The sequence below is a fragment of the Alteromonas pelagimontana genome (genome assembly GCF_002499975.2).
Classification (GTDB): Bacteria; Pseudomonadota; Gammaproteobacteria; order Enterobacterales; family Alteromonadaceae; genus Alteromonas; species Alteromonas pelagimontana.
Genome location: NZ_CP052766.1, coordinates 2,607,972 through 2,631,044, shown reverse-complemented (window position 1 = coordinate 2,631,044; position 23,073 = coordinate 2,607,972). Strand labels below are relative to the sequence as shown.

Genomic DNA, 23,073 nt, shown 5'->3' with positions numbered 1-23,073 from the left:
AAAAAATGCATTTATTACTGGACACAAGGGAGAGCACAATAATGAGAACCCCACCATTTTTTAAAAATCAGCTCGCCATAAGCGTATCGCTGATTTTAGGTACGACCCTATTTACCCCCGCGTACGCGCAGGATTCCACAAGCGCAGATAAAGAACTTGAAGTCATACAAGTACAGGGAATTCGTGGCAGTATGATTAAAGCCATGGACATTAAGCGCAGTAGTGATGGCGTAGTTGAGGCAATATCTGCAGAAGACATTGGCAAATTTCCAGACACTAACTTAGCAGAGTCGCTACAGCGTATTACCGGCGTTTCCATAGACCGCTCTGATGGTGAAGGAAGCCGGGTTACCATTCGTGGTTTTGGCTCTGATAATAACCTGGTGTTGCTGAACGGTCGGCAGATGCCAACCCCTACACGTTCATTTGATTTCGCCGATTTGGCTTCTGAGGGAGTAAGCGCTGTAGAAGTTTATAAAACCGGCCGCGCTTCCATTGCTACCGGCGGATTAGGCGGAACTATTAACATTATTACACCTCGGCCGTTAGCTAATCCTGGCGAACAGGCCAGTCTTGGCGTAAAGGCAGTGCATGATCGTTCCAACCAAAAAGGTGACGCGTGGACACCGGAACTCTCCGGGCTGTACTCCAATACATTTTTGGATGATCGCTTAGGAATCTCCCTAACCGGAAGCTATCAAAAACGTGACAGCGGTAACAGTAATGCTACAGTCGGTTCAGGCTGGCGCGCATTTGTTTCTGGTGAGGATGAAGGTGGCTGGGGCGCACTTCCCGCCGAAGATCCGGATGGTTCTTACTTAAATAAGCCGGCCGAAGGCGTTACATATGCCGTTCCGCAGAACCTGGTTTATCAGTTCAATGAAGCCTCCAGGACCCGTAAGAACGGGCAATTAACCCTGGAATATCAGGCTACTGATAAACTCAAAGCGCGAGTGGATTATACCTACTCTGAAAATCGCATTCAGCGAGAACTGACCGACATGTCGACGTGGTTCTCCTTTGATTATCGCAATGCCACTATGGTCTGGTCTGATCCGAACAGCGAAAACGTCGCCTATCCTATTCAGTACCAGGATACCGATAACTACAGCGCAGATGCCGAGCGCGGTTCAGGAATAGGAATAAACTCCGGACGTGGATATTCCGCCACTAAGAACACCAATAACTCCCTGGGTCTGAATCTGGAATATCAGGTTAACGACAATCTTAATCTCACGCTGGATTATCATGACGCCAGCGCGAAGCACGAACCCAACAGCCCTTATGGCTCATGGGGAAGCCTGGCGATGATTTCTGAAAACCGCATTCGTAGCACGGTGGATTTCTCGCAAGTGTTGCCCGTGCTTAGCATCGGGTATCCTGAAGGCGTAGAAGGCTTTGAACCAGAAGATATGATTGGCGCGGGTAGTAACTTTGGTAACAACTATGAGCGTTCGGAAATTGAGCAGGCTCAAATTGATGGCACCTGGGTTTTTGACTCCGGCGTTATTGAAAGCATCGATTTTGGTCTTTCGCAAACAGAAGTTAAAAATAATTCCCGCTACGCCAGTGCAACTCGTGGTACGTGGAGCGGTGTGGGTGAACCTGATGACTGGGAAGATTCCTGGTTTACACAGACGGATTTGCCCGCCATGTTCGACAACCTTCCCGGCCATGCTGACCCGGATATGGAACCGTACTATATCGATTGGGATTTTGACACCATCGCCCAGTTTACCGCTGAGAACTTTTACACCGGCAACGAGGTTGAGTGGCCTTGCGGGCAAGTATTCTGTGGTGGAACTAATTATTCTACTAACCGGATCACCGAAGAAAAGATGCAAGCGGCGTACGTTCAAGTTAACTGGCAGTTCGATATCGGTAATATGCCTGCTAATCTAACCACTGGCGTCCGCTACGAGAAGACCGAAACTCAAGCTTCTGCGCTTGTTCCTAATTACGACGGAATTTCCTGGAGCAGTACCAATGAACTGGTTTTGCAACCTACAGGAGATTCCGTCTTTACTGATGAAAGCGGTGACTACAACAATGTGCTGCCAAGTATCGACTTTCGTATCGAGTTAACTGAGGATCTGGTTGCCAGAGCGTCTTACAGTAAAACGATATCGCGCCCCAGTTATACCGATATGCAGGGAGGAAAAACCTTAGGCGGACAAATTACTGCCATTCAGGGCAATGGCTCGCGGGGGGATCCAGGGCTTTTACCGCTGGAATCTGACAACTATGATTTGTCGCTGGAATGGTACTATGATGAGGCAAGCTATGCGGCAGTGGGATGGTTCAATAAAGACGTAGACAATTTTATTGGCCGGCGCACAGTGATGGAAACGGCGTTTGACTTACGCAACCCGGCGCAAGGCCCACGCGCTGACGCCGCCCGCGCAGCAGGTGCACAAGGTAACGATGAAATAAGACAGTACATTCTGGAAAACTATCTTGACTCCGATCCTAACGTTTACCTGAATGATAACGGCGATGTAGTCATTGACGCTACAGCAGAAGATGAGCTGGCGAATTTTGAAATTACCATTCCTTACAACCAGCGTGAAGCGTCAGTACATGGCTGGGAGCTTACAGTGCAGCACATGTTCTGGGATACGGGCTTTGGTGTGAATGTTAACGGAACCATTGTAGACGGCGATCTGTACTATGATAATGCCTCGCTGGAGCCGCAGTTTGCGCTTTACGGCTTAAGCGATTCCGCTAACTTTATCGCCTTTTACGAAGATGATCGCTATTCTATTCGTGTAGCCTACAATTGGCGTGACGAATTCCTTGCTTATATCGGCGATGGTAGTGGTGATAACCCTGTCTACACCGAAGCCTATGGCCAGTGGGATATTAACATGAGCTACAACGTAACAGAGAATCTGACGGTCTTTGCAGAAGGAATTAATCTCACCAACGAGTATCAGCGTCAGCACGGGCGTCATGAGCAAATGCTGATTAACCTGCGCCAAACGGCGCCTCGCTATAATGTAGGTGTACGTTATCAGTTTTAACCGTTAACGTAGAAAAACTGCTCTGTACCGATACCTTGGTACAGAGCAATTTTCTTTTCATTCAGGCAGGAGTCACAGTGGCAAATCCAGAATTGCTTAACAACGTCACCCATAAAGATTTAAGAGTTATCCGTGAGCACAACGCACAGCTAAACGAACACACCATGATGGCGTTAGTGTTTCCTTTTGAATTTAAAAGTCTGCAGCATGAATACCCCATTGTTTTTCGTAAAGATCCGCAAACGTCAGAGTTTTCTGCCGTAGCCTTGTTGGGTCTCGAAGACAATGAAAACCTGTACCTTCAGAACGATAGCTGGGATGCCAGCTATATTCCGCTAATGATAGAACGTCAACCGTTTATGATTGGGATGAAGTCGCTGGAAGTCGACGGTGAAATTAGACCTGAACCCGTTATTCTTATTGATCTTGATAGCCCTAAGGTAAGCAAAACGCAGGGCGAGCCACTATTTCTGCCTCACGGCGGCACCTCAGATTATCTGGAACATATCTCTTCGTTGCTCAGTACCCTTCGCGAACGCGAAACCGAAACCCGCATATTCATAGATGCTTTAGTCAAACACGATTTGCTTGAATCTTTCTTTTTAGATATTGAGATGCCAAATCAGCAAACGCAGCGTCTCGCCGGATTCTATACCATCAATGAAGATAACCTTGCGCAACTGACAGCCAATGCTGTTTCGGATCTTCACCAGAAAGGCATACTTCAGCCTATCTATATGACCGTGGCCAGCATGGTAAATTTTGCAGATTTAATTACCCGGAAGATAAAGCGGGAAAGTGGAACCTAAATGACACGCCCTGTTTCCTGTGAGGAATGGACGGTTTCCTCGCCAGGCAAAATTCCACCCGATGTTTTTAACCGCCATACGCCGTTAGTACTGCGTGGGCTGGTATCGCACTGGCCTGCAGTACAGAAAACCCAAGGTTCTATTGCTCAATCGGCAGCGTACTTATTGCAGTATTACCAAGGCACGCCTTTAGGATTATTCTTTGGGCCACCAGAAATTCGCGGACGGTTTTTCTATAACAGCGATTTTACCGGCTTCAACTTTGAAAAAGTCGCCGCCCAACTGGATATCATTTTAAAAAAAATTGATGATGTTGCGCAGCAAGCCGCGCCGCCCGCTATTTTTGTAGGCGGAACACAGTTGGAATCCTGTTTGCCCGGCTTCACCGATGATAATGCTCCCCTGGCATTACCCAAACCGAACCCACTCAACGGCTTATGGATTGGGAATCAAACGCGCGTGGCACCTCACAACGATTTGCCTTCAAATATTGCTTGTTGTGTAGCCGGCAGACGCCGGTTTACGCTGTTTCCTCCAGAGCAGTTGGAAAACCTGTACGTCGGCCCGTTAGATTTTACGCTTTCTGGACAGGCCATCAGCCTGGTTGATATCAATGAACCGAATATAGAAAAATTTCCGCGCTACGCTGAGGCGCAAAAAAAAGCCATTGTCGCCGAACTTTCGCCAGGTGACGCCATTTTTGTTCCTACCCTCTGGTGGCATCAAGTCGAAGCGTTAAGCACCTTCAACATACTGGTCAATTATTGGTGGCGGGAAAGTCCGGATTATGTCGACTCACCACTAAAAGCGCTAAAATATGCCCTAATGACAGTGGGCCAGCTCAACACTGAGGAAAAGCGGCATTGGCAACACATTTTCCATCATTACCTGTTTGCCGATAAAGCAACCTCAAGCGCTCATATTCCCGCTCATGCGAGAGGAAGTCTAGACAAAATAGATGCTTTGCTAATGCGGGAGCTGCGGGCATCTCTGCTGGAAGGGCTAAAGCGATAGCGTCGGGAAGACTCTCATCGACAAAACGATTATAGGAATCTCTGCTCTGGTTTTCGCGCTAATCCCCCAGTATTCCACGTTCTTATCGCTATTCGAACGTTCGAATTGAGTCTTTTTGCTTAATCCGGCACTTCTTTATGAGAAAATTTTGGTTAACTAAATGTTGCAATTGTATTGCCACAGGACTGTATAGCCTGGTTACTTTTTTGGAGATTTCCGGTGAAAATCAAAACAAATATAACGACCATAAAGAATGGAAAGCTTAGCCAGCTGCTGCTGGCAAGCTGTCTCGCTGTTACCATCACAGGATGTTCTTTAGATGAAGACAGTGATGCTGATAAACATAATGGTGAGACAGTTTACGACTTTGCCCCTCCCACACCTAAAGCGGGAGAAGAGCAGTACAGTCTGCTTCATCAGGACAAAGAACACTGGGTGAATGCCGAAGGCGAAGTGGTGTCACTTCGCGGTGTGAATTTAGGCAACTGGCTGATGATGGAAATGTGGATGCTGGATAACAGCGACAATCCAGTGGGTGAAGGCATTGTTGATCAATGCACATTGGAAGCCACGCTTACCGAACGCTTTGGTGAAGCGGAAAAAGAGCGTCTGTTGGATGTCTATCGCGACAATTATATTACCGATCGCGACTGGGACATCATGGCTGACGCCGGATTTAATCTCATCCGCGTCCCCTTCCCTTACGATATGCTTGAAGACGAAAATAACCCCATGACCCTACGCGAAGACGCTTGGCACTATCTCGACTATGCCGTTGAACAAGCCAGCGCCCGCAACATGTGGGTAGTGCTGGATTTGCATGGCGCCGCAGGCCGTCAAGGCTGGGAACATCACAGTGGTTGCGCGGGGCTGAACCAGTACTGGGATGGCGACGAGGTTGAAGCTAATCAGGAACGTACTCGCTGGTTATGGCAGCAAATTGCTGATCATTATCAAGGCAATCCTGCCATTGCAGGATATGGCGTACTGAATGAACCCTGGGGAACCGACGCAGAAACTCTCGCTGCCAATGTAAAAACACTGTACGACGCCATCCGTGAAGTCGACCAAGAGCACATTGTTATTTTACCTGGTCACAATAGCGGAATTGATGCTTATGGCGATCCGCAAGATAACGGCATGCAGAATGTCGCCTTTGAAATGCACTTTTACCCGGGCATATTTGGTTGGGGAGAGATTGGTTATAACGTACATCGGGATTGGCTGACCTGTGGTCAGACAGGTACTACCGGTGTGTGTGAATGGCGCGACAGAATCAATGCGTTGAATACGCCTTTTTTGATTGGTGAAATGCAGCCATGGACGGGCCTTGGCGAACTTGGCGGCCCTGTCACCCGTGCTACCTTTGACACCTATAACGAGCTAGGCTGGGCAGTAACGGCGTGGTCTTACAAAGTATTAACCACCAATGGCGGACAAGGGAATGGCACCTGGGGTTACGTTACCAATAAGGGCGAGCGTCTGCTGGCAAAAGCCAGCACCTGGACATGCGATGGCTGGAATACGACGTTGGATAACGCTTGTGAAACCCCTGCCACAATAGTAACGCCAACAGATGAAGATGCCGCTTACTATCTTATTGTGAAAACGGGCACGTTAGACGAAGGATTGGAAGTTACCTTTGATAACCTGGCATTGACTGCATTAGACAGTGAAGAAAATATCCTGGCTAACGGTGGCTTTGATACCCCAGGCGACTGGATCGAATGGAGCGCGACCAGTTCTTCTCCTGAAGATGATTCGCTCAATGTAGAAGTTGGTGTAGCGGTTGAGGAGGAAAATATTCTGCGGATTAGCGCTCCGGCTGGCGGTCTCGCCAATGGCGGGGTTTATCAAAAAGTAGAATTAACCGGTGGCACCAGCTACCGGCTGAGCGGAACGTTTACCGACATCAATTCCACTAATGCCTGGGCGGAAATTTATCTACTTCCAGCGCCACCGATTAACGGCGAAGAGGTGAGTGCCGCTGCAATGGCACAAATTGACCTAAACACTGCCAGTAAAGAAGAAATTGAAGCTTACTTTTCATCTATGGGTACGGTGGATTACGAAGTTAATGAATGGGTAAAATCTGCACTCACCAGTGCCGAAGACGCCGATATATTTCAATTTCCGAGTGCGCCTGAACAACTGTCCATTGATGTCACCGATGAAGGTGTAAGCCTGGTGTGGTTACCCGTTGATGACGCTACCTACAACGTGTATCGCACAACATCTTCTGGTACGGACTACATGTTGCTGACAAAAGATCTCGATGCAGAAATGTACCTGGATAGTACCACTGCTGAAGGTGTAACTTATTATTATGTCGTGTCGGCAGATAACGGCGAAGAAAGCTACTTTTCTAATGAAGTAGCAACAGAAGTTTTCCTCGCGGAAATTCCTGGCCGCATCGAAGCAGAACACTTCAGCGCCCAGACTGGCTTTCAAGTTGAAGATACCTTAGATGAAGGTGGTGGTCAAAACGTGGGTTACACTGACGCTGGCGATACCCTTACCTATAATGTCGATGTGAAACAGGAAGGCGAATATGTTGTCTCCTTTAGAGTCTCAAGCTCTGGCGGTACAGAAGGATTTGCGGTTCTGCTGGGCGGCGTACAGATTGCCACTGTTGCCGTTGCCGACACTGGCGACTGGCAAAACTGGAAAACGATAACTGCAACGATGACGCTTGCTGCCGGAGAAAATACCCTGACGCTAAAAGCTATCGGCGGCGCCTGGAACTTCAATTGGATGGAATTTGCTGCTAATTAATGGCAGTACCTATTAGGGTACGCCTCAGCGCGTACCCTCTCTTTAAAAGTATAAATGTGGTAAGGAACAAGCGGCTATGGTTTACCGAAGACTAAAAATCGCGTCTTTTATTTCCGTGTTGTGTGCATCTGCCAGTGCAGTCGGCAATTCACCAGCCTCAGTATGGATAAGCAGTGAATATCAGCCCAATGCAGCGCAATGGTTTACTGATCCCTGGTCTGATAAAGAGATCCCTTATCAACTTAGCGAACAACCTGCGCTGGAATGGCAAAAAGGCGCCAGCCAAGAGCCCGACTATGGGGTTACTGTTGATGCGGCACAAACTTACCAAACCGTTTTGGGCGTTGGTTCCTCACTGGAACATGCGACTGTTTACAATATTCGAAAGAACAAGACGCCGCAGGAGCAATATGAAGTGCTGCGCGCGCTCATCCATCCTACAGATGGTATCGGCATGAACCTTTTTCGTATCACTATTGGCACTTCTGATTTTTCTAACGGCACAATGGCGTCACCCAAACCCGCGCCTGCTGATGGCTGGTATAGCTTTCAGGATACGCCGCAAAGTAAGGTAAGTCTTGAGCGGCATGAATCTCTGGGCATCATTGATACTTTGAAAATGGCTATCAAAGTAGGTGAAGACAGTAATAACCCTGTACGCTTTGTGGCCAGCCCCTGGAGCCCGCCTGCCTGGATGCGTGAAGGAAATTCAATGGTGCGCGGCGGCGCGATAAAAGAATCTGCACTTGATGCCTGGGCAGACTACATGCGTAAAACCGTGGAAGCGTACCAACAAGCTGGCATTCCCATCTATGCCCTCACTTTGCAAAATGAGCGCGCTTTTGAACCCGAAGCATACCCGGGTATGAAAATCAGCGGGGCGCTTGAGCGCAAGATGCTGGAAAAGCTATATGAAAACTTTCATAACATCGGCGGAAAATTTGGCGAGGAAATAAGCATTAAACTTTGGACGCTGGATCATAACTTTGTTTACGCTGACGAAGCCATCGCTCAAATAGATGCGTTAAAAAAAGCAGGTAAATCAAATTATCTTGATGGCGTGGCGTTTCATCACTACGATGGCGATTCTTCAGCCATGGCAAAAGTTCACCACGCTCACCCAGACAAAGATGTCATCTTTACCGAAGGAAGTGTATGGGGAATCGGTGGGGGTAATCCCAACCGTGGCTTGCAGTCAGTGATTCGACACTTTCAGCATTGGTCTACGGCTTATATCGGCTGGGTAACCATGTTAAATCAGGATGTTGAACTGGCAAACAACAGCCCGTATGACGCGCTGGGAAAAGTTGGGCCGACGCTGTTGATTCAAGAAAAAGGTACCAGCAAACAGTGGTATCGAACCCCCGAGTATTACCTGATTGGGCAGTTAAGCCGGTTTATCAAACGCGGCGCTGTGCGTATCGGCTCGCAGGCCGATGCATTGGACGGTGTTTATCAGGTAGCGTTTAAAAATCCAGATAAGAGTATTGTTGTTATACTAAGTAATGCCAATAACGCGCCGGTCTCTGCTGGCGTCAATGCAAACGGCCAGTCTGTCACAACAGATATTCCAGCGAATTCGCTGATCACGCTGCGCTGGCAACCGGATGCAATGTAATGGGTAGTTCTATGCCTGAAAGAAACGCGCAACCGGCATTACCCTTTATAAATTCTGCTGCCCTCTGGCATGTGATGAAAATCGGTCAGGAGCGCACGCGGGTGATATTGGTTGATGATTTTTTGACTGACTTAACTGCTCTTCAACACGAAGCCTACACCGCTCAATACGATGGTGAAGGTGGTACTTATTATCCCGGTATACGCGCGGCCATGCCCACAGAGACGACCAAAGCCATAATGCAAGCTTGTGCCGGCGCAATTTCGCAAACTTATCAACGCCCGCCTACTTCTCATTATCATGTTTATAATGGCTTTTATAGCGTCGCCACAACCGCCCCCGCTGCGCTTACACCGTTGCAGCGCATTCCTCATTTTGATTCGGTGAAAGATGGAGACTTTGCCGTCATGCTTTATGTAAACACCGGGGAATTCAGCGGCACCGGCTTTTATCGCCACAGTTCCGGCTTTGAAAATATCAGTGAAGCCCGATGGCCTCACTTTCGGGAAGCCAGAAAGCAGGATGCAACTCAGGCGGGGGAGGCAAAAACCGGTTACTTTACCGGGTCCGACAACGCCTACACATTGATGGGAAGTATTGCATACCGAGCTAATCGTCTGGTGATATACCCGGCATCACTGCTTCACTCTGGCTTAGTAAAAGGGCGTGGAGACCTCGCCGCAAGCCCTTCAAGTGGCCGCCTAACGGCTAATTTATTTGTCAGTGTCGGCGGCTGAAGGGCTAACAGTACCAATCCGTAGAGATAGTGATCACCATGGTTTGGTTTAATAAACGCTTAAATCAACTTTTCCATGCACAGTGGAAATTTCCACCCGTCCCGCGCCGCCATGTTGCGTAAATTCCAGCCATTTGTTCGGTCCGTATTTAGCTGAACGCATTTTATCCGAACTAATGCGATTGATAATTTCGCCGCCAGCATGAGCTTCCACATCAAAACGTGCAGAGACATTTTTTTGAAACGACAGTTGTAAACCACCACCTACTGACGTTGCACTCACGTCGCCGTTTTCTGCCAGTTCCAGCTTGACATTTACCTCGCCATTTACCGTAACAATATCAAGCTCGCGAACCTTCGCCAGTGTGATATCCATGTTGCCGTTGACACTTTCTACGCGCACTTCAGGGCTATTGGTGTTGATCCTGATATCGCCATTGACCGTCACCAACCGAGCATCTTTATTACCTTGGTGGTTTCCTTCAATATCACCGTTTACACTCTCTACTACCAGCACCCCTTGAATATCGGTTAACGATACATCACCGTTCACTGTCTCCAGCTTCACGCGTCCCGACAGTGTATTTGCCTTAATGTCACCATTAATCAATTCAACACGAGTGTCGTTATTAATTTCGCTAATCTCCAGGTCGGCATGCACTGCGGTATAGCTTACGCGGCTGGCGACAGGAAGATAAATGGTAAGCCGGTCACCTTTATCAATACTGCTATTTTTCCAGTCATCTTGGAAACGCTTTACATCCACTTTAATGAGAACATCATTGCCATCTTTGGAAAAAGTAAAATCTTCCGTGTTATCTCCCAGTTCTCCAGTGATCTTAATTTCCTGTTTATCCCAACCTTTAATGATGGCAGTGCCGTTAACATGTTCTATTTCCACGTTGGGAGAGTTTTCGGTGACCATGGTTTCATCAACCGCTTGTTTTGCTAACGCGGAGAAGCTCAGCGCGTTTACACTCAGCACCAGAAGCCAGCAACAAGCCAGTTGGCGGGACAATCTTCGTTTACTTAATATCATAGTTATCACCTTTTGCTTATATCTGCTGCCATTTAGGCGCATGGACTCGCTCAATCAGCAAGATTTGTTGTTGATAAACGTTCTGCAACATTTGCAGCAACGCCGTGTTGTCCGGGTCCTGTTTCAACGCTGCTTTAATAGCACCAGCGGCCTCATCCAGTTCAGTCAACTGCTGCTGCCAGTTTTGGGTAAACGCTTCATGGCCTTCAAACTTTACTAGCAGCGCCTGTTTCTGATCCTCATGCTGCTGGCTTAACGCTTGCACCAAAGCTTCACCGCTAATTACCTTATCGCTTTGGTGCGGAGCATTTTCTTGCAGTCCAAACCAGCCGACTAAAACAACCAGAGCGAAACTTGCGGCAATACCTATCCATTTGAACGAACTCCCCGAGCTGCGTCTGGCAGCTGCATGATGGGGCGCTTCCAACCCTAACTCCACGCCTTTCCACAAATCACGTTGTGGTGGCTTTTCTTTAGGTAACGACTCAAGCTGCTTTTGCAATTCGGTTTCAAAATTATTGGTTTTCATAACCCATCCACGATTTCATTAATTGCTTTGCCCGATGAAATTGCGCCTTACTGGAGCCCACTGCCATATTTAACATTTGCGCGATATCTTCATGTCGATATCCTTCAATGGCGTGCAGCACAAATACCATTCGCGCTCGTTCTGGCAGGCGTAAAATAAGGCTTTCCAGATCCACGGAATCCGACGAGGCTGACGTTTCTTCGTGCTCGACAGGGTTGTCGTCAATACTGAATATGCGCTTAAACCACCCTTTCTGCCGGCGCATATAGCTGATAGTGACGTTCGCCGTCACGCTATGCAGCCAGGTAGTAAACTTGCTTTGTTGATTATAATTATCGAGCTTACGCCACAACTGAATAAACACTTCCTGAGTCGCATCTTCTGCCAGGCTTCGATCGCCGGTCAGGCGATAGCAAAGGGCGTACACCCTTCCAACATATTGTTCGTACAACGAACGGTAAGCGTGCTTATCCCCTAGCTGCGCAGCCTGTATAAGCGTCATTTCACGAGCATGATTAAATGCTTCCCTGGCATCTACCACGGCGTTTTGCGCTGTCTCCATCTTTCGTTTCTGCCTGCTGACCCTGTGGGCTTTGTCTCGGTTATCAAATTAGTCGTAGCGTATTCAATGAAGGTTTAAATAAAGAAAAACTTTTTTTATTTAATCTGTTGATGGCATCATACCCGCTCTTCTTTAGCCGGAGCTTAGCATGAAAGTCAACGCCCTGTTTGCAGGAAAACCTCAACCTTTCGGTCCTCGCGGAGCCCCTAGCAGCATCGTTAAGCAACCGATAGATGCCATCACAGTTAAAGCGGATTGCACAGAAGAAGATGAGCAGGGAAATAAGAAATTGCATGGCGGCCCGGAAAAAGTACTTCATCAATATGGGCGCGCGGGTTACGAGACCCTCAGCGCAGCGTACCCTGAAACTCGCTTCGAGCCAGGCACTATTGGCGAGAACATTTTCGTTGAAGGTATGAATGATGACACTGTCTTTATCGGTGACATCTATCAGTTTGGAGAGGTAGTTTTACAAGTCAGCGCCCCCCGCGCGCCTTGTAATAAAATATCCCACCGTTTCGGAATAAAGAATCTTGATAGATTTGTTGGCATAAACGGTGCTACCGGTTGGTATTATCGGGTGCTTACGGCAGGTGTAATTCATATCAACGATGCGGTATCACTGTTGAAACGACAAGACAAAACGGTATCAGTGCAAAGCCTGGTACAGTGTATATATAACGAAGACAGCGTCAGACAAGCTGCTTTAATAGCAGAGCTTACGGTACTGGATGACGAGTGGCGGCAAAAGTGTCAGCGAAAAGCGCAGTTTGCAGGATAAAGCAATCAGTTTGTGTTATCGGTGGAAAACAAAAAAGCCGCTGCAGAATTCTGTAGCGGCTTTCTTTTGAACCTAAAGATTCTTACGCTTCTGCGATAATGACAACTTTAACCGATGTCATTACGTCAGAATGGAACTGCAGGTCGATGTCGTATTCGCCTGTTTCACGCAACGTACCGGTAGGCAATTTAACTTCTGCTTTGGTGACTTCAACGCCAGCTGCAGTGATTGCATCAGCGATATCGCGAGTACCAACAGAACCAAATAACTTACCTTCTTCACCTGCAGGTGCAGCGATAGTCACTTCACCTAATTCGTTGATTTTGTCAGCGCGCGCTTGAGCTGCATTTAACTGATCAGAAATTTTCTGTTCAAGTTCAGCACGACGCTGTTCAAATTTTTCAACGTTTTCTTTAGTTGCAGGAACCGCTTTTCCTTGTGGGAAAAGGAAGTTACGCGCGAAACCAGACTTAACATTAACCTGGTCACCTAAACCGCCAAGATTAGCGACTTTATCTAGTAAGATGATATTCATCTAAGCTACCCCTTCTCTCTGGCCAGTTACTTGTGTGAATCAGTGTACGGAAGCAATGCAAGAAAACGTGCACGCTTAATAGCACTAGACAGCTGACGCTGATATTTAGCACTGGTACCAGTAATACGGCTAGGGACAATTTTACCGCTTTCAGTTATATAGTTTTTTAACGTAGCGATATCTTTATAATCAATTTCAGTCACACCTTCTGCAGAAAAACGGCAGAACTTACGACGTCTGAAAAAACGAGCCATGATGGTTCTCCTTACGCGTTATCTTCAGTGGTTTCAGAATTTCTTTCGGTACGTTCTGTACGATCGCTACGCTCGGTGCGAGGTGCAGAATCTTCACGACGTTCACGACGCTCTTCTTTAGTCATAGGAGAAGCTTCGGTAACAGCGCCTTTCGTACGCATAACCAGATTACGCAGGATAACATCGTTAAAGCGGAAAGCAGTTTCCAGCTCTTCAACAGCTTCAGCAGTCGCTTCAGTGTTGATAAGAACGTAATGGGCTTTGTGAAGCTTTTCAATTGGGTAAGCCAGTTGACGACGACCCCAGTCTTCTAAACGATGAATTTGACCACCGTCTTGCTTCAAAATTGTGGTATAACGCTCGATCATACCTGGTACTTGTTCACTCTGATCAGGGTGAACCATAAAAACGATTTCGTAATGACGCATTAAACGCTCCTTACGGTTGTAGCCTCGACAGTACAGCCAGACTGTATAGAGACAAGGAACTAAAGTTAGGTTGGCTGTAAGGGCGCGCATTATATAGGGGGATGCCCAATTGCACAAGCAAAATACTAATCCGCATTGATGCGTGCTCGCTCAGCTGATCACATCAGTGAGGATTAGTATAATCAGCTACATCTCAGACAGCGGGTGAAAATTCACCTGCAGCCATCAGTATTCCAACTCCAACCAATGCGAATAGCGACCAGATAACAGTTTTAACATTAAGTTTTTCTCGCAATACCCAGGCCACTAGCAGTGACATTACGGCACTGGTGGCGATAAGTGTTTGCACCACCCCGGCTTTTGCGTTGGCAAAAGCTACCATCTGTAAATACAATGCTGCTGCGGTTCCCAGTAATGTGGCTAACGCGAACAGACGCCATAACTTCAGCGGCTTGTCCGACGTCGGTACCCATTTCTGGCGCAACACCAGCATCAGCAGCACGATGATGCCCAGGCCACCTAACAGCCGGATTTGGCTGGCATTAAAAGCATCAATGGAATAACGGGTAAGGATATCGCGGCTAATTACAGCGCCAACAGCCTGACAAATAGCCGCCGCTGCCGCATAAAGATAACCGGATATGGCAAACAGATGCAGTTCGGTACGGCGGCGCACTTTCACCACCATATCTACCGAAAATAGCACCACAGCAATGCCAATCCACTGTTGCCAGGAAAGCCATTCTCCTATCCACGCCATGGCCAGTAAGGCAGTAAAGATAGGCGCAAGGGTTTCGGTAACCAACACCGACTGTGTATCGCCTATTTTATTTAATGCCTGAAAGAAGCAGGTATCACCAATGCCGATGCCAATAACGCCACTAAAAAGTAACCAGTAGATGGCCTCGTTGGGAAGAGAAACGGCTGGCAAAAACCATTGAGTTATTGCCATTAGGAAGGCTATTGCCACCATGCCCTTCCATAAGTTTAACGCCAGTGGCGAAAAGGTACGGCCCAGTTCGCGGAACATTCTGGCTGCTATTGCCCAGCATAACGCCACAGTGAGAGCAGCAATTTCTCCTGTCATACACGAAAATTCACAGTAAAGGTGAAAAGGCCGCCAGCCTATCAGAATTGATGCTTTCCACAAAACATAAAAAAGGGCCTGAACAGGCCCTTAAAAACACTAACGGGAGAAAGCTAGTCTAATGGTTTAATTTCCCGAACCCAAATATTGCGGAAACTGACTTTATTGCCATGATCCTGCAATTGCAGTGGTGCACAGCCGTGAGCTTCATAAGAAGGTTTGCCAATCCATTCTGTTTTACCCTGAATTTCAGTATGATTTTGCACTAACACACCATTGTGCAGTACGGTGACATAGCCGGGGGTCTGCAATTTCTTACCTTCAAACCGAGGCGCATTATAAATAATGTCGTAAGTCTGCCATTCCCCCGGCGGATGAGAAGCGTTTACCAGCGGTATCGTTTGCTTGTAGACGCTGCCAGCCTGACCATTGGGATAGGTTTTATTATTGTAGGAATCCAATACCTGAATTTCATAGCGTTGCTGCAAAAAGATGCCGCTGTTGTTGCGCTGCTGACTTTCCAGTCCTTCAACATCCGTCGGCGTTTTCCATTCCACATGCAACTGAATGTCGCAAAAAGACTGCTTGGATTTAATATCACCTGTGCCTGGCTCTACCGTAAAGGAATCGCCATTCACTTTCCATTGAGCCTTTCCGCCTTCAAGGGCTTCCCAGGCGGAAAGATCTTTACCATCAAATAATATCACGGCATCCGAAGGCGCCTGCCCTTCTGGTGCCTTCACCATTGCTGGCACTGGCTCCCACACTTCAGTTTTGGCCGCCTGTTGTTCGGGGGTAAGTTTATCGTCTGCCATGGCAGAGCAGGTCATTGTTGATGCTGCCAAACCCAGCATCAATGCTGTGAAAGGCCTGTTTAATTTCATAATCACGACAGTTCCTCATTAATTAGTCCGTGAGTGCAATGGCAACGATTAGGACGTTGCCCAGGCTTTATCACCTTTTTTATATTCCATATCACCGTTGTAGCGTCCGGGCACGGCCTCATAACGCATCACTTTTGTGGCGCCAACTGAAGAAGTAAAGAAGCTAAACAGTACGAGTTGTTTCATCAGCGAAAAGTAGTGCGGTACCGGATCTTTAGATTCAGGACCGCGGCTGCTGGGTAATCCAGTGCCAACGCCGTACAGTTCACGTTCAATATTGTATTCGCGAGCTTCTTTATCCAGCGCAGTTAGTAGCTCCAGGCGCTGCTCTTTGGACAGCAACAGAAAATCCTTTCCGTATTTATCCTGTGACTTTGCTTTCAGCGACTTCATTCCTTTACGAAACACTTCTTGCTGGTCTTTGGTGTAGCAATCAGCCACCAGTACCGCCATCATGCTACCCACTTGCGCGTCTTTTGCTCCCGGAGTATCCGTCTTGGGAATAATGGTTTCACCAATCTCGTTAAAAAACGCGACATCGTCCTTATTGAAACCAGTGTCTGAAAGTTCCATTTTCGGCAAAATGTCATAGGCTAACGCGTTGCTGCTGACAAACGCCACGCCTGTGGCGGCGGTGATGAGCTTTAACAGTTCACGACGATTCATGGTTAAATGTTTCCTTTTTTCAGTTCTTTCACCGCGAAATCTGCAGCGCGCGCAGTCATCGCCATGTAAGTCAGAGACGGATTTACACAAGATGCTGATGTCATAAATGCCCCGTCAGTCACAAATACATTGGGAGCATCCCATACCTGATTGTGCTTATTTAGCACAGAGGTTTTCGGATCTCGACCCATACGTGCCGTTCCCATTTCGTGAATACCCATACCAGGTCTATACTCGCCGTCATAACCCTGAACATTTTTCAGACCTGCAGCTTCGAACATATCAATGGCATCCTGCTTCATGTCTTTACGCATGCGCATTTCGTTTTCACGGATTGTTACATCCATAGCAAGAACAGGCAGACCCCATTTGTCTTTGACTTTATGGTTCAGCGAAATCCGGTTTCTGTGATCCGGTAGCATTTCACCGAAAGCAGTCATTCCAATTTGCCAGGTGCCAGGCTCAGACATGGCATCTTTTAAATCCGCCCCCAGTCCCAGCTCGGCGATGTTACGACGCCAACCTTCACGACTGGCTGAGCCTTGATAACCAAAGCCCCGAACATAATCGCGGTTATCGCCGCCCCAGTTACGGAAACGCGGAATATAAAAACCGGCAGGACGACGTCCAGAATAATACTTGTCGTCGAATCCTTCGACAATTGCAGATGCACCCACGCGGAAATGGTGGTCCATAACGTTATGGCCAAGCTCGCCACTACTGCTACCTAAACCGCCATCCCAGACATCAGTGGCAGAGTTCATCAATACCCACGCAGAATTCAGTGCAGACGCATTTACAAACACAATTTTGCTCTTAAATTCGTAGGTCTGATTGGTTTCGGCATCGATGATTTCTACGCCTGTAGCACGCTTTTTGTCTTTATCGTAGAGCACCTGTGTCACAATCGAAAACGGCCGCACAGTCAGATTTCCGGTCTTCACTGCAGCTGGTAACGTAGAAGACTGGGTACTAAAATATCCGCCAAACGGGCAGCCAAGCCAACACTTGTTTCTAAACTGACACCCAACGCGAATGTCATTCATTGGCTGAGTAATATTAGCCGCGCGAGAATGAATTAAATGGCGGCTTCCTTTAAATGCTTTTTTAATTCGCGCCGAAACATCCTTTTCTACCACGTTCAATGGTATCGGTGGCATAAAGTGACCATCAGGTAACACGTCAAGTCCGTCGCGTGAACCAGAAATGCCAGCGAACTTTTCAACATAATCGTACCAAGGCGCAACGTCCTCGTAACGCACAGGCCAGTCTACAGCAATGCCTTCTTTCTCGTTCGCCATGAAATCTTCTGGATTCAGGCGGTAGCTCTGGCGCCCCCACAGTAATGAACGTCCTCCGACATGATAGCCACGGAACCAGTTAAACGGTTTTTCTTCAACGTACGGCGACTCTTTTTCATTAGCCCACATTCCAAACGTTGATTCGTTTAATGGATAATCCCGCGACAGCACCGGATAATCCTCTTTCATTTCTTGCGTGGCTAAATCGCGGTGTGGATAGTCCCAGGCTTCTTTGTGCGCATTGACGTAATCTTTCACGTGCTCGATATCTCGACCACGTTCCAGCATCAGTACCTTAAGGCCCTTTTCAGTTAGCTCTTTGGCAGCCCAGCCGCCGCTAATGCCAGAGCCGATAACAATCGCGTCGTAAGTATTATTTGCCATGTTTAGTCCCCTTCAACACTTCTTAGGCAAAGCGTTTTCTATTCTTTTATGGTCAGACATCACAGATGGCGATCGCATTACGAAGCGATTGCGCTCTGCCTGTTTTGTTTTCTGGTGTCGGAATGAATTCCTGGGCCAGATACCCCGTAAATCCGGTATCCCTGATAGCTTTGGCAATCGCGGGATAATACAGTTCTTGTGAATTATCAATTTCATGACGCCCCGGCACACCGCCAGTGTGATAGTGGCCGAAATATTGATGGTTTTCGCGAATAGTGCGAATGATATCACCTTCGTCAATTTGCATATGATAGATGTCGTACAACAACTTAAAGTTGTCTGTCTTTAATCGCTTGCACAACTCAACGCCCCAGGAAGAAATGTCGGCCATGTAATCAGGATGATCTACCCGACTGTTAAGCAATTCCATCTGTAAAATTACGCCTCGTTTTTCCGCATGGGGAATTACTTGGCCCAAGCCTTCAACCGCATTTTCAAGCCCTTCTTCCCGCGACATGCCTCTCTTGCTTCCACTAAAGCAAATAAGGTTGCGATACCCGGCATCAGCTACCAAATCAATATGTTTAAGATACCGCTCGGTAAGCTTTTGATGAAAGCGCTTGTCACACCATCCATCTTCCAGATTCAACTCAGCGCCGTTACACATTGACGAGTCGATATTGTAACGTTTCAGCACGGGCCAATCTTCAGGCCCGACAAGGTCAATAGCAGAAAAACCAATGCGCTTGACCAACTTACACAACGCTTCGATAGATAAATCACCGAAGGTCCAGCGGGCCACTGAATGATTTATGTTCCCTTTTATTTTCAACGGGCCTTTACTCGCGTCAGCTTGTGCCAGTGCGGTGCCACCAAAAGCCGCCAGCCCCACCCCAGAGTATGCTAAACCTTTTAAGAGGTTCCTACGAGAATTAACCATCGGTTGATACCTTCTCATCTTTAAATAGCAGCGCGAATATAACCAGCACCACTAAAGCGAAAGCGGCAGGGAATAACCATACATTAGTCCAGATATGACCACTCTCGGTAGAGTACGCTTCAGTAATCTGACCTGCTACCCAGAAACCAATCAACATACCTACACCATAGGTTGCCAGGGTAATGAGCCCCTGCGCGGCGCTCTTTATTTTTGCTCCGGCTTTGGCATCGGTATAAATTTGCCCGGAAACGAAGAAGAAATCGTAGCACACGCCATGTAATGCAATGCCGATAAGAAGCAATACTATGCCGCTGTCAGCATTACCGTAGGCAAAAAAGACATATCGCAACACCCACGCCAGCATCCCCAGCAACAGCGTTTTCTTAATGCCGAATCGATTTAAAAATACCGGAAGCGCCAGCATAAATAAAACTTCTGACACCTGTCCCAGCGTCATTTTACCCGTTGCGTTTTCCACACCAATTTCGGTTAAAAACGGGTTAGCGTTCTGGTAATAAAATGCCAGAGGAATACAAATGAGTACCGAGGAAAGAAAGAAGATCAGAAAGTTACGGCTTTTTAGCAGTGCCAGTGCGTCTATTCCCAGAACTTCCCGTAATCCGGTGCCTGCGCCCGCACCTTTAGGAGGCGTTTTAGGTAACGTAAAGCTGAAGATTCCCAGAGCAAGCGAAGCAATGGCACAAAGCATAAAGGTGTTACGCAACATTCCTTCCTGGATGGCTTGTTGTGCATCCCAAGAGAACACATAGCTGATCATCAACCCCGCGACAATCCAACCGATGGTACCCCACACTCTGATTTTCCCGAACTGCTTGGACGGGTTAGTCAACTGCTCGAACGACACCGAATTAACCAGCGCCAGTGTCGGCATAAAGACAATCATATAACCTAAAACATAAGGATAAAATGCATCAAAATCAGTCGCCTGGTACATGCAGTACATAAGCACAGCACCTATCAGGTGCAATACACCTAAAATACGTTCTGCGTTAAAAAATCTGTCCGCAATTAAACCGACAATGAAAGGCGCGATAATTGCCCCCCAGGATTGGGTAGAAAATGCCATACCAATCTGACCGCCAGTAGCTGATAGATTGCTTCCAAGGTACGTACCCAAAGTAACAAACCAGCCTCCCCAAATAAAAAACTGGAGAAACATCATTACGCTTAGGCGCAGAGTTATTGTATTCATTGTTATCCTCCTTGCTTGGCGGCAATCTCTTGGCATTGCCGCCGCACCTACCTACTTATCCAATCCCAGAATTCGGCGATTGCGTGTTTCACTGCTATTGGCTCCAGCAAAATCATCGAACGTTGTTGTAGCTCGTTGGATGATATGCTCGGCGATAAAGGGCGCGCCTTCAGCGGCGCCTTGTGCTGAATCTTTTATACAACATTCCCACTCCAGTACCGCCCAGCCATTAAACCCATACTGGGTTAGCTTACTGAATATGCTTTTAAAATCGACCTGGCCATCGCCTAATGAGCGAAAACGCCCTGGCCGATCGATCCAGTCCATGTAACCGCCATAGACGCCGGAACGGCCGTTCGCATTAAATTCTGCGTCTTTAACGTGAAACATCTTGATACGGTCGTGATATCTGTCAATAAAATCCAGATAATCCATTTGCTGTAAAACGAAATGACTTGGGTCAAACAACAGATTAGCGCGCGGATGATTATCCACCGCGGCTAGAAAACGCTCGAAAGAGGCGCCGTCATGTAAATCTTCGCCAGCATGAATTTCGTAGCAAAGATCAACGCCAGCCTCATCGAACACATCCAGTATCGGCTTCCAACGCTTGGCTAATTCAGCGAAACCCTGCTCTACCAGCCCAGCCGGACGCTGCGGCCATGGATAAACCAAATGCCACATCAACGCGCCTGAAAACGTAGCATGAGCGGTTAAACCCAGGCGCTGGCTCGCCTTTGCTGCTAGCTTCAGTTGGTTAACAGCCCATTCTGTACGAGCTTTTGCATCACCGTGCAAATGCGCAGGTGCGAAGTTATCGAACAGTTCATCGTAGGCAGGATGCACCGCCACAAGCTGACCCTGCAGGTGAGTTGAAAGCTCGGTGATCTGTACACCAGCTTCTGCACACATGGCCTTGATGTCATCACAATACTGCTGGCTTTGCGCCGCTTTTTCCAAATCAAAAATTGCGGGATCGTTGGTAGGAACCTGAAGCCCTTTGTAGCCCAGAGAACTTGCCCATTTTGCCATACCTTCAAGGCTATTGAATGGGGCAGAATCGCCAGCAAACTGCGCGAGAAAAATAGCTGGGCCCTTTATTGCTGTCATGTTGTTTCTCCTAAAATCTGTGGTGAAAAAGATGGCTTATTAATTGTTCCTGAATCACTCAGTGTCCGGAATAGCTTGCCATTTCGTTTCACTTTTGCTGCTACTCAGCATTGCATCAATAAACGCCATACCCCGTATACCTGAGGTTAAGCCCGGCACACCTTCTGCCGTTCCTGTCTGTTTTGCACGCACTGCCTTAGCAAAAGCAGTGTAAAGATTAGCCATGGCTTCCAGATAACCTTCAGGATGACCGCCTGGCGTTCGGCAACGTGCTGCAGCTTCATCATAAAGTCCTGGCTGACCGCCCCCTGCACGATAAACCCGATAAGGCTCGCCAAGCGGGCGATAAATGACAGAGTTTGGCTCCATCTGTTGCCACTCAAGCCCGCCTTTGTCTCCATAAACCCGGATTTTCAACGCGTTTTCTTCGCCCGCGCAAACCTGGCTGGCTATCAGTACGCCACTCGCCCCTTTCTCTGTGCGTATCAGAGCAGCACCGTCATCATCAAGCCTGCGACCTTCCACCACAGTATTGAGATCCGCGCATAAGTGCGTGACTTTTTGTGAAAGAATAAATTCCAGCAGACCAAACGCGTGGGTGCCAATATCACCCATACAGCCACTACCGCCTGATTGCGAGGGATCGGTGCGCCAGGAGGCCTGCTTATTTGAGGTTTCTTCGCTAGCAGTCAGCCAGCCCTGAGGATATTCCACGTAAACTTTTCGAACGTTGCCCAACTGGCCATTCAACACCATCTGCCGAGCCTGCCAAACCATCGGATAGCCGATGTAAGTATGCGCCAGACCATACAGCACATTATTGTTATCCAGGTGAGATTTCAGGCTTTTTGCTTCGGCCAGATTCAGCGCTGCCGGTTTTTCGCAGAAAACGTGAAAACCAGCTTCCATTGCAGCAATGGAGATAGGAACATGAAGATGGTTAGGGGTGACAATAACCAGCACTTCCATGCGCTCTTGTTCAGGTAACTTCAATTCCTTTTCCAGAAGCGTTTCCCATGATGCATACACACGCGCAGCATCCAACGACAAGCTGTCACCAGTACGTTGGTTATTTCCAGCGTCTCGGCTAAAGGCGCCACAAACCAGCTCGTATTGGCCATCTAACGCCGCTGCGTGCCGATGAACAGCGCCGATAAATGCGCCTTCACCGCCACCTACCATGCCGATGCGTATTTTTTCCATTCTTGCCATTCTATTCTCCCGCCTGCTGGCAATATAATCCGCAATGTTATAAATATGTAAGTTCTGTAAAAATGTAACGGATTACATTTAACTGTGTCAATTAGTTTCGTCTCTAATGCAGGTAAACTATCGTAAATGTAATAAAACCTGAAATACATTGTTGTTTATTTGTGTAATTTTCT

At 47.7% G+C, this 23,073-nt stretch carries 21 protein-coding genes; 7 read left to right on the top strand and 14 right to left on the bottom strand.

Features of this window, described 5'->3' with window-relative positions:
* Positions 1 to 41 precede the first annotated feature (41 nt).
* The 6 genes from CA267_RS11540 to CA267_RS11515 all read left to right on the top strand — a co-directional run bounded on the left by CA267_RS11540 (position 42) and on the right by CA267_RS11515 (position 9,976).
* Complete coding sequence (locus CA267_RS11540; protein WP_075607343.1) at positions 42 to 3,023, top strand: TonB-dependent receptor; 2,982 nt, start codon at positions 42 to 44, stop codon at positions 3,021 to 3,023.
* A gap of 77 nt (positions 3,024 to 3,100) precedes the next feature.
* Positions 3,101 to 3,832: a SapC family protein gene (locus tag CA267_RS11535; RefSeq protein ID WP_075607344.1), complete on the top strand. Its 732-nt coding sequence runs from the start codon at positions 3,101 to 3,103 to the stop codon at positions 3,830 to 3,832.
* Positions 3,833 to 4,846: a cupin-like domain-containing protein gene (locus CA267_RS11530; protein WP_075607345.1), complete on the top strand. Its 1,014-nt coding sequence runs from the start codon at positions 3,833 to 3,835 to the stop codon at positions 4,844 to 4,846.
* A 219-nt stretch (positions 4,847 to 5,065) separates the two neighbouring features.
* The gene (locus CA267_RS11525; RefSeq protein ID WP_097349095.1) at positions 5,066 to 7,621 is read left to right on the top strand and encodes a carbohydrate-binding protein; all 2,556 of its coding nucleotides are present in this window, start codon (positions 5,066 to 5,068) and stop codon (positions 7,619 to 7,621) included.
* A 76-nt stretch (positions 7,622 to 7,697) separates the two neighbouring features.
* Positions 7,698 to 9,239, top strand: a complete 1,542-nt coding sequence (locus tag CA267_RS11520; protein ID WP_075607346.1) for a glycoside hydrolase family 30 protein — start codon at positions 7,698 to 7,700, stop codon at positions 9,237 to 9,239.
* Positions 9,239 to 9,976 (top strand): DUF6445 family protein, encoded by a 738-nt coding sequence (locus CA267_RS11515; RefSeq protein WP_075607347.1) that lies wholly within the window; start codon positions 9,239 to 9,241, stop codon positions 9,974 to 9,976. The genes CA267_RS11520 and CA267_RS11515 overlap by 1 nt, the downstream gene beginning before the upstream one ends.
* 48 nt (positions 9,977 to 10,024) lie before the next feature.
* Here CA267_RS11515 and CA267_RS11510 read toward each other — a convergent pair whose 3' ends face one another.
* Genes CA267_RS11510 through CA267_RS11500 form a run of 3 tightly spaced genes read right to left on the bottom strand, consistent with a single transcriptional unit; the run spans position 10,025 to position 12,105 of the window.
* Positions 10,025 to 11,014, bottom strand: a complete 990-nt coding sequence (locus CA267_RS11510; protein ID WP_075607348.1) for a DUF4097 family beta strand repeat-containing protein — start codon at positions 11,012 to 11,014, stop codon at positions 10,025 to 10,027.
* A 16-nt stretch (positions 11,015 to 11,030) separates the two neighbouring features.
* A complete protein-coding gene (locus tag CA267_RS11505; protein ID WP_075607349.1) occupies positions 11,031 to 11,543 on the bottom strand; it encodes a hypothetical protein in 513 nt (170 codons plus the stop codon).
* Positions 11,530 to 12,105 (bottom strand): RNA polymerase sigma factor, encoded by a 576-nt coding sequence (locus tag CA267_RS11500; protein WP_075607350.1) that lies wholly within the window; start codon positions 12,103 to 12,105, stop codon positions 11,530 to 11,532. The genes CA267_RS11505 and CA267_RS11500 overlap by 14 nt, the downstream gene beginning before the upstream one ends.
* 148 nt (positions 12,106 to 12,253) lie before the next feature.
* Here CA267_RS11500 and CA267_RS11495 point away from each other — a divergent pair, with 148 nt between their 5' ends.
* On the top strand, positions 12,254 to 12,886 hold the full coding sequence (locus CA267_RS11495) for an MOSC domain-containing protein (RefSeq protein WP_075607351.1): 633 nt from the start codon (positions 12,254 to 12,256) through the stop codon (positions 12,884 to 12,886).
* A gap of 82 nt (positions 12,887 to 12,968) precedes the next feature.
* Here CA267_RS11495 and rplI read toward each other — a convergent pair whose 3' ends face one another.
* The 11 genes from rplI to CA267_RS11440 form a co-directional block, all read right to left on the bottom strand.
* A complete protein-coding gene (gene rplI, locus CA267_RS11490; RefSeq protein WP_075607352.1) occupies positions 12,969 to 13,421 on the bottom strand; it encodes a 50S ribosomal protein L9 in 453 nt (150 codons plus the stop codon).
* 26 nt (positions 13,422 to 13,447) lie between these two features.
* On the bottom strand, positions 13,448 to 13,675 hold the full coding sequence (gene rpsR / locus CA267_RS11485) for a 30S ribosomal protein S18 (protein WP_073316739.1): 228 nt from the start codon (positions 13,673 to 13,675) through the stop codon (positions 13,448 to 13,450).
* A gap of 11 nt (positions 13,676 to 13,686) precedes the next feature.
* On the bottom strand, positions 13,687 to 14,103 hold the full coding sequence (gene rpsF / locus CA267_RS11480) for a 30S ribosomal protein S6 (protein WP_075607353.1): 417 nt from the start codon (positions 14,101 to 14,103) through the stop codon (positions 13,687 to 13,689).
* Between the two features lie 193 nt (positions 14,104 to 14,296).
* The gene (locus CA267_RS11475; RefSeq protein WP_075607354.1) at positions 14,297 to 15,190 is read right to left on the bottom strand and encodes a DMT family transporter; all 894 of its coding nucleotides are present in this window, start codon (positions 15,188 to 15,190) and stop codon (positions 14,297 to 14,299) included.
* 113 nt (positions 15,191 to 15,303) lie between these two features.
* Positions 15,304 to 16,074, bottom strand: coding sequence for a 3-keto-disaccharide hydrolase (locus CA267_RS11470; protein ID WP_075609881.1), 771 nt, complete (start codon positions 16,072 to 16,074; stop codon positions 15,304 to 15,306).
* Between the two features lie 48 nt (positions 16,075 to 16,122).
* Complete coding sequence (locus CA267_RS11465) at positions 16,123 to 16,740, bottom strand: gluconate 2-dehydrogenase subunit 3 family protein (protein ID WP_075607355.1); 618 nt, start codon at positions 16,738 to 16,740, stop codon at positions 16,123 to 16,125.
* A gap of 2 nt (positions 16,741 to 16,742) precedes the next feature.
* Entirely contained in the window at positions 16,743 to 18,425 is a 1,683-nt protein-coding gene (locus CA267_RS11460) for a GMC oxidoreductase (RefSeq protein ID WP_075607356.1), read from the bottom strand.
* 52 nt (positions 18,426 to 18,477) lie between these two features.
* The gene (locus tag CA267_RS11455) at positions 18,478 to 19,365 is read right to left on the bottom strand and encodes a hydroxypyruvate isomerase family protein (RefSeq protein ID WP_075607357.1); all 888 of its coding nucleotides are present in this window, start codon (positions 19,363 to 19,365) and stop codon (positions 18,478 to 18,480) included.
* Entirely contained in the window at positions 19,358 to 20,578 is a 1,221-nt protein-coding gene (locus CA267_RS11450) for a nucleoside permease (RefSeq protein WP_075607358.1), read from the bottom strand. The genes CA267_RS11455 and CA267_RS11450 overlap by 8 nt, the downstream gene beginning before the upstream one ends.
* 51 nt (positions 20,579 to 20,629) lie before the next feature.
* A complete protein-coding gene (locus CA267_RS11445; RefSeq protein WP_075607359.1) occupies positions 20,630 to 21,688 on the bottom strand; it encodes a sugar phosphate isomerase/epimerase family protein in 1,059 nt (352 codons plus the stop codon).
* Between the two features lie 54 nt (positions 21,689 to 21,742).
* Positions 21,743 to 22,891 (bottom strand): Gfo/Idh/MocA family protein, encoded by a 1,149-nt coding sequence (locus CA267_RS11440; protein ID WP_170669101.1) that lies wholly within the window; start codon positions 22,889 to 22,891, stop codon positions 21,743 to 21,745.
* Positions 22,892 to 23,073 lie beyond the last annotated feature (182 nt).